Consider the following 12,162-nt stretch of genomic DNA (forward strand, 5'->3'; position numbering starts at 1 on the left):
ATTTTTGTAGCTGTATCGCTTTAAGGGACTCTTTAATGGACAAGAACAAAATAGATAATAAAACTGCAGAAGCGCAAACAGAGGTAAGCTCTGAAACAGGCGCTAATAAGGCAACTAAGGTCGTCAATAAAGAAGCTAATCGCTCTGACACCCCACAGCCTCATAGAAAATCTGACACTAAAGTAAAAGTTAACCGCGAACGTTCCGGGGTTTCTTGGGGATTTTTTTTCAACCTGATTTTTATCTTGCTACTAACCTTTGCGACTTGTGGCGGCGGTTACTATCTCTATCAGGAACTGACCCTTCAAAAACAAAAATCCGAAGCCTTATCTACTCAGTTAACACAAGTGTTAACTGAGCCGACCAAGCAAATATCCAGACTAGAAAGAGCACAAGTTCAACTTGCCAGCAGCACAAGTTCTGACATAGATAAACTGACAAGCATTCAGCTCCAGCTGAGTGAAAGAGTGGCAAAACTGGCTCAGCGTAACCCCAATCAATGGATGGCAGAGGAAGCAAAGTACCTAGTCAGAATGGCGGGGAATAAACTTTGGCTAGAAAAAGACCCCAGCACATCGGCGAGTTTACTCAAGGCCGCGGATGACCGCATCGAATCCATGAAAGATCCCTCGTTAATGCCATTAAGAAAAGCGTTAGCATCAGACATAGCATCGGTATCCGCTATCAAGCTCACTGACATTGCCGGAACCGCGCTGACTCTGGACAACATGATAGAGAATCTGCAAAATCTGCCTTTAAATAGAGTGGATGTAACCAATGCGGCTAATCGCCCAACGAATCCAGAAATGACTGAGTCGATAGATGATTGGCAAGAGAATCTGGCCACATCTTGGAAGTCATTTATGGACGATTTTGTGGTCATTCGCAAGAGAACCACAGATATCACACCGATACTCACGTCTGATCAACAGTGGTACCTAGTTGAAAACATCAGAAATAAGTTACTTCAGTCGCAACTTGCTCTATACCGCCAAGATCAGGTTAATTACCGACAATCTTTGACCCTCGCCAGAAAATGGGTCTATCAGTACTTTGATCTTAGTGACACTCAAACTAAAGAGACTCTGGCCGCAATAGATGCATTAATAACCTTGAAAATACAGACTCCGGGCATTAATCACTTTAAATCGACTCCTATGCTGCAACAACTGGCCACTCACGGTAATCTGATGATTATTGAGAGGGCAGCCCTATGACACGCGTATTGATTTATCTGGGCATTATTTTATTGGGTTTGTGTATCAGTCCTTTTTTCGAAGGCATGAATGGCTACCTATATTTCACCATATGGGATTACGAAGTTGAGACCGGTGTCATTTTTGCAATTATCGCCCTTATCGTTTTTTACGCTTTACTACAGCTAGTAGAATGGGTAATTATTTTTAGCATTAATCTACTGCTTAACAGTCGTTACCTTCCAAATAAATGGCGTAAAAAAGCCGCAAGAAAGCACACCTTAATGGGCGCTCTCGCATTAGCGGAAGAGGATTGGTCTACAGCCGAGAAAGCCATGATTAAAGGCGCCGAGAAAGGTGAATTACCAACCCTTAACTTACTCGCGGCGGCAAGAGCAGCCCAGCATCAGAACAATACTGAGTCACGAGACAAATATCTTCTACAGGCGGAGCAAGAGCCATTGGCCCTCAAGGCCGTGAGCACCAGCCGTACTCGCTATTTATTCCAACAAGGAGAGCTGGACAAGGCCAGAATAGAGCTAGATAAGCTCTCCCCTACCAGTAATAGCAAGTTACCTGTATTGAGACTGGCGATAGAGTTATATAAAGCTCAAGCCGACTGGAATGCACTTAAGCTACTGCTTCCTATCATTAAGAAACGTCAGGTACTCAACGAAGAAGATAGCAAGAGTCTCACAATGCTCACCAATAACTCTTTGCTCATTCAAGCACAATCCAGCAGCGAACAAGAGTTAGAAAAAGTATGGCACTGGTTAAGCCGAGCCGAGAGGAAAGAGCCAGTATATATAGCCAGCTATAGCTTAGGTTTACATAAATTCAACCGTGAAGCTGAAGCGAAAAAACTCTTAATGAAACAGATTAAGAGCGACCTTTGTTCGAATACTACATCAGCACTGGTTAAGGTACTTTCCCCTGCAGATGTCGAAGAAAGAAAACAGATATTTTTGCTTGAGAAAAAATACGGTGAAAAGCTTAGCTTCCAAAAATTACTGGCTAATCTGCATCTACAAAATAGTGACTATCGTCAAGCCATAGCATACTGGAAAAAAGTGTGTAACCAAGAGCCGAACAAGGCCAATTGGTTGGCTCTGGGCGAGACCCATGAGCATCTTGGCGAACAAAATGGTGCCATTCAAAGTTATCGACAAGCCGCCGTCTCAGATTGATATCTATACGATTATGGAATAAAAAAACCACCTTTAAGGTGGTTTTTTTATTTAGATTTTTTGTATCATGACCTTCATCTATGCCAAACAGCTGAATAGACGTTACTTTTTAAACCTCCCCCATTGAAACCCAATATCCATAATACGTGCAGGCGATTTACACTAATTTGACTCACTGAAAATTAGAGCCAAACTCATTATGTTCGGTAGACATAAATGCAGCTTGAATAATTCAATATGAATTATTCCAAAAAGAGTTAGCTCAGGGATATGATTATGGGTGTTTCAGTAACAGAACAAGACGCAGTCGTCACCAACCTTGTCGGTCAATTAAAGGCTAAAGATGAGCAAGGTAATATCAGAGATGTGACGATTGGCGATCTAATTAAAGATGGCGAACAATTAATTTTCGCCCCTAACTCTCAGTTTATCTTACACATGGCTGATGGAACAATTATTACTGAAACAAACTTTTCCGAACCGATACCTGAAAGCTCCCTAGGGGCGGCTCCTGAACTCGCTACTGCACCAGTTTCAGCCGATGCTGAAATTGCCGCCTTACAAGCACAAATTTTAGCCGGCGATGATCCTACTGCTGGCCTGCCTGAAACCGCCGCTGGTACAGCCGCAGGTGGAGGAGGTAATCAAGGTGGTTCTGACTATATAACTTTAGGAAGAACGGGTGATGAAACATTAGCAGGCTCTGGCTACGACACCGCAGGATTTGCCCTAGCTCCAGCCCCCACCGAAGACCCCGTGATATTAACCGCAGAACTCCCCGAGCCACCGACAATAGATGCCAGTAGCGTTACCCTACTAGAAGCCAATCTTTTGCAGGGCTCAAATCCTTTAGCGGCAGCACTTGAGCAATCCAATAGCCTACAGGTAGGAGCTCAGACAGGGATCAGCGCTCTAACGATTAATGGCATTGATATCTTTATCGGAGGATTATTTGTTGGTCCCATTACTTTGACAACAGATAATGGCGTATTAGTTATCACTAGTTTCGATGCTGTCACAGGTACACTCAATTATAATTTTACCCTCGACACTGATGTGGATAACTCAGCATCTGATACCTTATCTCAAATATTTACCACTTTAGTGACCGATCTCGCCGGTATCACCACAGCCTCAACAATCACAGTCAACATCATCGATGATAGCCCAAACGCTGTAGACGATAGCAACACGGTCTCAGAAAATGGCGACATAGCGATAGTTATTACTGGCAATGTCCTAGCTAACGATACTCAAGGTGCCGATTCTGCAGTCGTATCACAAATTTCGAATACAGATGTAGCCACTCAGGCAATAGCTGCAACTACCAATATTTCAGGTGATTTTGGTCTATTACAAATATCAGCAGATGGTAGCTACACCTACCAGCTAGATAACTCATTAGGAAACGTGCAAGCTTTAGCACAAGGTGAACTAGTTACTGAAACATTTACCTATCAGCTCGCCGATAGTGATGGTGACACTGTCGCAGCCACTCTAACCATAACAATCACAGGTACTAATGATATACCTGTAATTGTAGTTATAGATCCCGATGTACCTGTAGACCCTGATAACCCTGTCGACCCAATTTTAGGCGCCGAGGGGCTTGTGGTTGAAGCAGGTAATGAAGATGACGGTACTGTCGTTTCTGGTGTCCTAAACACAACAGGCTTATTTGAACCTGCCGATGTGGATAACGGCGCAGTGCTGGTATGGAGTGGAGATGCTACGGGTAGTTTGGGTAGCTTCACCATAGATCCGGTCACAGGAGAATGGAGTTACACCTTAGATAACTCCTTGGCCGACAGCCTGGCCGAAGGAGATACTGTTCAAGAGATTTTTATTGTCACAGTAACGGACGAATTTGATGCCACAGCAACACAACAAGTCACCATAACTGTCCAAGGTACTAATGACTCACCGATAATCACCTCAAGTGATGCGGCAGCGACTGGGACTGTCGTTGAAGCCAGTACTCTAGATGACGAAACTCTTGATCCTGGTATTCCACAAACATCAGGATTGTTAACTGCTACAGATGTTGATAATGGCGCACAACTAAGCTGGAGTGGTAACTCAGCGGGTACCTATGGCAGCTTTAGTATAGATTCGGCTTCCGGATCATGGGTCTACAATTTGGATAATGACCTAGCCGATTCGTTAGCCGAAGGAGAGGTTATTCTTGAAGAGTTTCTAGTCACAGTAACCGATGAATTCGGTGCCACCGATACTCAACTGGTCACTATTACGGTTATTGGTACTAATGATGCCCCGCAGATCACTTCGACTTCTGAAGACGCTGAAGGTGTGGTAATTGAAACAGGTAATGCTGATAACGGTACTGTGTTACCCGGAGTGTTAATTAGTACAGGTACTCTAGATGCGGGTGATATTGATAACAATGCAGTTCTTATTTTCAGTGGCAGTACAGATGGCAGTTTTGGGAGCTTCTTTATCGATCCAGTTACAGGTGAGTGGACCTACACCTTAGATGACTCTCTGGCTGACAGCTTTGCAGAAGGGCAAAGCACAGAAGAAGTATTCCTGGTCACAGTGACCGATGAATTTGGTCTCACTAGCACACAAAACGTCACTATAACCGTTCAAGGAACCAATGATTCCCCTATCATTTTCCTCGACGAAGGTGATAGCGCAAGTGGCACAGTTATCGAATCGGGTAGCGAAGACGACGGTGTCTTCATTCCAGGTATTGACGTAATCAATGGCACTCTATCGGTAGAAGACGTAGATACTATCATCGCCGATAACCCGATATGGAGTTTCACTCCTCAATCCAATAATTACGGTGTGTTTAACCTCAATAGCACAACAGGTGAATGGACTTATAACCTAAATAATAATTTAGCAGACCCTTTAGCCGAAGGTGAGTCTGCCGAAGAGACATTCTTAGTCACAGTGACCGATGAGTTTGGCGCAACCGATACCCAACTCGTCACAATTACAGTACAGGGCACCAATGACCTGCCTATTCTCACCGTCGATATTGAAGGTGGGGTAACTAAAGATGCCAACAATACGACCCTCAGCGACAGCGGAATTCTCAGTTTCACCGACGTCGACACCAGTAATACCCATAGTGTCAGTGAAGATTACAACCAAGATATAGACTGGAGCAATGGTGATATTACATCTGTACTCACCCAGGGGGAGATCACCAGTCTTATTGATGGTTTCAGTGTCGACAGTAACAGCTGGGACTACAGTATCGCCAACTCACTGGTGCAATTTTTGGGTGCTGATGAGACCATAACCTTAAGCTTTGAAGTCACTGTGACAGATAACGATGATGGCACAGACACAGAAACTGTGAGCATCACCATTTTTGGTACCAACAGCCTACCGGAACTCACCGTTGAAGGTACCGGGGCTGTACTAGAAGACTTCACCAATCCCGACCTCAACGATTTCGGTGCAATTAGCTTTACGGACGCCGATGTCAGCGACACTCATGAAGTCACCGAAGAGTATAAGGGTGATATTTTCTGGACTGGCGGCACCCTATCTAATCAACTCATCGCTCAAGACATTGATATTCTCATTGACGGCTTCACTGTCGATGACGACAACTGGGATTACACCATCCCAAATGCTCTGGTGCAGTTTCTCGCCGTTGGTGAAACCATCACCTTAAGCTTCGATGTCACAGTCACAGATAACCGAGGCGGTAGTGATACTGAGCCAGTCACAATTACCATTACCGGCACTAACGATATCCCTATTATCACCTCAAGTGGTGGCGCTCATCTCGGCAGCGTCAAAGAGGAAGGTGTGGTAGATGACTTCGATAACGACCCCAACAATAACAACACCCCAGCGGACGCCGTCCTGCAAACCGGTGGCACTGTCACCGCAGAAGATGCCGATCATAACGCGATCTTAACCTGGTCCGGGGATGAGTCAGGCACCTACGGTGAGTTCACCATCGACAGTGTCAGTGGTGAATGGGTCTACGCCCTCAACGACAGTGTGTTAGTCAACGCCCTCGCCTCCGGTGAGAGTCACGATGAAATCTTTACCGTCACTGTCACCGATGAATTCGGCGCCACCGACACTCAAAATATTACCGTCACAGTCAACGGTACTAACGATATCCCTGTTATCACCTCAAGTGGCGCAGCTCATCTTGGCAGCGTCAAAGAGGAAGGTGTGGTAGATGACTTCGATAACGACCCCAACAATAACAACGCCCCAGCGGACGCCGTCTTGCAAACCGGTGGCACAGTTACCGCAGAAGATGCCGATAACAACTCAAGCTTAGCTTGGTCCGGGGATGACTCTGGCACCTATGGTGAGTTCACTATCGACAGTGTCAGTGGTGAATGGGTCTACGCCCTCAACGACAGTGTGTTAGTCAACGCCCTCGCCTCCGGTGAGAGTCACGATGAAATCTTTACCGTCACTGTCACCGATGAGTTCGGCGCCACCGACACTCAAAATATTACCGTCACAGTCAACGGTACTAACGATATCCCTGTTATCACCTCAAGTGGCGCAGCTCATCTTGGCAGCGTCAAAGAGGAAGGTGTGGTAGATGACTTCGATAACGACCCCAACAATAACAACGCCCCAGCGGACGCCGTCTTGCAAACCGGTGGCACAGTTACCGCAGAAGATGCCGATAACAACTCAAGCTTAGCTTGGTCCGGGGATGACTCTGGCACCTATGGTGAGTTCACTATCGACAGTGTCAGTGGTGAATGGGTCTACGCCCTCAACGACAGTGTGTTAGTCAACGCCCTCGCCTCCGGTGAGAGTCACGATGAAATCTTTACCGTCACTGTCACCGATGAGTTCGGCGCCACCGACACTCAAAATATTACCGTCACAGTCAACGGTACTAACGATATCCCTGTTATCACCTCAAGTGGCGCAGCTCATCTTGGCAGCGTCAAAGAGGAAGGTGTGGTAGATGACTTCGATAACGACCCCAACAATAACAACACCCCAGCGGACGCCGTCTTGCAAACCGGTGGCACAGTTACCGCAGAAGATGCCGATAACAACTCAAGCTTAGCTTGGTCTGGGGATGACTCTGGCACCTATGGTGAGTTCACTATCGACAGTGTCAGTGGTGAATGGGTCTACGCCCTCAACGACAGTGTGTTAGTCAACGCCCTCGCCTCCGGTGAGAGTCACGATGAAATCTTTACCGTCACTGTCACCGATGAGTTCGGCGCCACCGACACTCAAAATATTACCGTCACAGTCAACGGTACTAACGATATCCCTGTTATCACCTCAAGTGGCGCAGCTCATCTTGGCAGCGTCAAAGAGGAAGGTGTGGTAGATGACTTCGATAACGACCCCAACAATAACAACACCCCAGCGGACGCCGTCTTGCAAACCGGTGGCACAGTTACCGCAGAAGATGCCGATAACAACTCAAGCTTAGCTTGGTCCGGGGATGACTCTGGCACCTATGGTGAGTTCACTATCGACAGTGTCAGTGGTGAATGGGTCTACGCCCTCAACGACAGTGTGTTAGTCAACGCCCTCGCCTCCGGTGAGAGTCACGATGAAATCTTTACCGTCACTGTCACCGATGAGTTCGGCGCCACCGACACTCAAAATATTACCGTCACAGTCAACGGTACTAACGATATCCCTGTTATCACCTCAAGTGGCGCAGCTCATCTTGGCAGCGTCAAAGAGGAAGGTGTGGTAGATGACTTCGATAACGACCCCAACAATAACAACGCCCCAGCGGACGCCGTCTTGCAAACCGGTGGCACAGTTACCGCAGAAGATGCCGATAACAACTCAAGCTTAGCTTGGTCTGGGGATGACTCTGGCACCTATGGTGAGTTCACTATCGACAGTGTCAGTGGTGAATGGGTCTACGCCCTCAACGACAGTGTGTTAGTCAACGCCCTCGCCTCCGGTGAGAGTCACGATGAAATCTTTACCGTCACTGTCACCGATGAGTTCGGCGCCACCGACACTCAAAATATTACCGTCACAGTCAACGGTACTAACGATATCCCTGTTATCACCTCAAGTGGCGCAGCTCATCTTGGCAGCGTCAAAGAGGAAGGTGTGGTAGATGACTTCGATAACGACCCCAACAATAACAACACCCCAGCGGACGCCGTCTTGCAAACCGGTGGCACAGTTACCGCCGAAGATGCCGATAACAACTCAAGCTTAGCTTGGTCCGGGGATGACTCTGGCACCTATGGTGAGTTCACCATCGACAGTGTCAGTGGTGAATGGGTCTACGCCCTCAACGACAGTGTGTTAGTCAACGCCCTCGCCTCCGGTGAGAGTCACGATGAAATCTTTACCGTCACTGTCACCGATGAATTCGGCGCCACCGACACTCAAAATATTACCGTCACAGTCAACGGTACTAACGATATCCCTGTTATCACCTCAAGTGGCGCAGCTCATCTCGGCAGCGTCAAAGAGGAAGGTGTGGTAGATGACTTCGATAACGACCCCAACAATAACAACGCCCCAGCGGACGCCGTCTTGCAAACCGGTGGCACAGTTACCGCAGAAGATGCCGATAACAACTCAAGCTTAGCTTGGTCCGGGGATGACTCTGGCACCTATGGTGAGTTCACTATCGACAGTGTCAGTGGTGAATGGGTCTACGCCCTCAACGACAGTGTGTTAGTCAACGCCCTCGCCTCCGGTGAGAGTCACGATGAAATCTTTACCGTCACTGTCACCGATGAGTTCGGCGCCACCGACACTCAAAATATTACCGTCACAGTCAACGGTACTAACGATATCCCTGTTATCACCTCAAGTGGCGCAGCTCATCTTGGCAGCGTCAAAGAGGAAGGTGTGGTAGATGACTTCGATAACGACCCCAACAATAACAACACCCCAGCGGACGCCGTCTTGCAAACCGGTGGCACAGTTACCGCAGAAGATGCCGATAACAACTCAAGCTTAGCTTGGTCCGGGGATGACTCTGGCACCTATGGTGAGTTCACTATCGACAGTGTCAGTGGTGAATGGGTCTACGCCCTCAACGACAGTGTGTTAGTCAACGCCCTCGCCTCCGGTGAGAGTCACGATGAAATCTTTACCGTCACTGTCACCGATGAGTTCGGCGCCACCGACACTCAAAATATTACCGTCACAGTCAACGGTACTAACGATATCCCTGTTATCACCTCAAGTGGCGCAGCTCATCTTGGCAGCGTCAAAGAGGAAGGTGTGGTAGATGACTTCGATAACGACCCCAACAATAACAACACCCCAGCGGACGCCGTCTTGCAAACCGGTGGCACAGTTACCGCCGAAGATGCCGATAACAACTCAAGCTTAGCTTGGTCCGGGGATGAGTCAGGCACCTATGGTGAGTTCACCATCGACAGTGTCAGTGGTGAATGGGTCTACGTCCTCAACGACAGTGTGTTAGTCAACGCCCTCGCCTCCGGTGAGAGTCACGATGAAATCTTTACCGTCACTGTCACCGATGAATTCGGCGCCACCGACACTCAAAATATTACCGTTACAGTCAACGGTACTAACGATATCCCAATACTCACTATCGATGATCTTACTGGAGGTATCACTGAAGACGATACAGATCCAAATCTAAATGTTGTTGGAACATTAAGTTTTACAGACGTAGATAATAATGACACTCCTAGTATAGATACAGCTCCAGTTGGAGATGTTATCTGGTCTGGGGGAGATTTAACGCCTGGTCAGATCATAGATCTAATCGCAGGATTCAGTGTCGATACAAGTAGCTGGGATTACACTATTGCAAACTCATTAGTCCAATTTCTTGCTGAAAATGAAACTATCACTCTAAATTTTGATGTGACTGTCACTGATGACTTTGGCGCAACAGATACTGAAACGGTCGTTATAACAATCACAGGTATTAACGATGCCCCCATAGTCGAGGGTATATCTTCCTTACTTGTTTCCGAGGAAGGCTTAACCGGGGGGATCATAGATACGGACGGTGATCCCTCTGATGACACTGATGCCATATCACACATGGGCACATTAACATTCACCGATGCAGAGAATCCCGCCGACAATAGCTTTACAGTTTCGCTTATAGCCCCAATCTCCAGTGCTTTTTCTGCAGGCGAAGAGGTTATCTGGCAATGGGATGGCAGCAACATACTAACGGGAAGAACCGAATTTTCGGATACCTTAGTGATGACAGTAACCTTGGGTACAGTCAGTAGCGCCCTGTCTGTATATAGCGTGAGCTATACCTTAGACTTGTTCGCTCCACTGGATCATCCAGTCAACAGTACCGAAGATCTGTTATCCATAGATTTCGGAGTCAACATCTTCGACGGTTTTGATAATGTCGCTACCACTCTCAATGCCATCATAGAAGATGACAGTCCAGTCGATGAAGTAGATGAATTATTGATGCAAGCTATGACCAATGCCGTCAGCGAATTCGTAACTGGTGATCTATTCGATCCAGGTGCAGATGGCTTGGGCAGCATCACTTTTACCGTTGAAACGAGTGGGCTGACCTATAACGGCACTCCATTAGTTTATAACATGAGTGGTAATATCCTAACCGCCAGCGCCGATGGCACTGATGTGTTTACCGTCACCGCCATACTCGATATCGACGGCCACTACGACTATAAACTAGAGATTCTACAAATACTCGATGCCGGAGTCTCTGTTGAATACGATCTCAGTAGTGCACCAGCAGGGAATAACGCAGCTTATTATGTCGATGTCGATGGGCAAATCTACTCCCAAGATAATCAAACAACTATGACCATTGCCACGATTACAGGTACTGATGGAGGAGCAAGCTCCAGCATCAACTCTAATAATCACGGTATAGGTGTCGGCCCTCAAACCTCGATCTCCACTGATGAAGCCATTTTATTCGTCTATGGTACCAACGGCGCCAGTCTAGCCGCAGTATCTTTGGGTAACAACAACAACGGTAATCACACCGGAACAGCAGAAATAAGCTACCTAGTATCATACACAGACAACACAAATTCTGGACCCATTCTAGCCACCATAAATGGCACATTAGACATAGAGATTATCGCCGAAAACAACCTGAATATCGCCTCAATTGAGATCACTTATCTCAGTGGCAACGACTTCCAAATTATAGGTTTATCATCAATAGATGTACTCTTACAAGATCCTATCAATATAGAGCTTTCCTATACTGCTACCGATGCAGATGGCGATAGTGTGATATTCGATACCCCAGATGAAGGCCACTTTTTCGTAACCTTAGATCCCATCCCCCAACCAAGTATGCACATGGGCAGTGCACTGGATGATGTGTTAATCGACGGTCAGGGGGATAGCTACCTAATTGGAGGCATAGGTAGCGATAGCTTGGATGGCGGAGCCGATACAGATAGAGATATATTTGTCTGGGATCTTGGTTCTGATGATGGCAGCACAGACACTGTTTATAACTTTGATTCAAGCTACGATGCATTGAATCTAGCAGAGATATTAGTTGGTGAAGATAACACAGCAATAAGCTTAGACGATTACTTAGATTTTAATTTTGTGAATGGAAATACTGAGATATATGTCGATTCTGATGGCTTGGTGGGTGGTGTAAACCTAGATCTCACTATTATTATCGATGGTGTAGATCTATCGACCATCTATGCCCCTGGAGATATAGCCATAATAGATGGCCTTCTCACAGATAACGCACTGATTATTGACACTATCCCATAAAACCACTCAAAACATAGCCAACCAAGCCGCTACATTTAGCGGCTTGGTCTTTCCTACAGGCCAAACCAGCCAACAAACCAAGCAAA

At 46.8% G+C, this 12,162-nt stretch carries 3 protein-coding genes; all 3 read left to right on the forward strand.

All coding sequences use genetic code 11. From position 1 onward, the window contains the following. Nucleotides 1-35: 35 nt before the first annotated feature. The 3 genes from SVI_RS18105 (at nucleotide 36) to SVI_RS20825 (ending at nucleotide 12,076) form a co-directional block, all read left to right on the forward strand. Nucleotides 36-1,217, forward strand: a complete 1,182-nt coding sequence (locus tag SVI_RS18105) for a uroporphyrinogen-III C-methyltransferase (protein WP_013053106.1) — start codon at nucleotides 36-38, stop codon at nucleotides 1,215-1,217. Beyond that, nucleotides 1,214-2,383 (forward strand): heme biosynthesis HemY N-terminal domain-containing protein, encoded by a 1,170-nt coding sequence (locus tag SVI_RS18110; RefSeq protein WP_013053107.1) that lies wholly within the window; start codon nucleotides 1,214-1,216, stop codon nucleotides 2,381-2,383. Before SVI_RS18105 ends, SVI_RS18110 begins: the two co-directional genes overlap by 4 nt. Nucleotides 2,384-2,659: 276 nt before the next feature. Continuing rightward, a complete protein-coding gene (locus tag SVI_RS20825) occupies nucleotides 2,660-12,076 on the forward strand; it encodes a retention module-containing protein (protein ID WP_172634445.1) in 9,417 nt (3,138 codons plus the stop codon). Nucleotides 12,077-12,162 lie beyond the last annotated feature (86 nt).

The sequence above is a fragment of the Shewanella violacea DSS12 genome (assembly GCF_000091325.1).
GTDB classification, from domain to species: domain Bacteria; phylum Pseudomonadota; class Gammaproteobacteria; order Enterobacterales; family Shewanellaceae; genus Shewanella; species Shewanella violacea.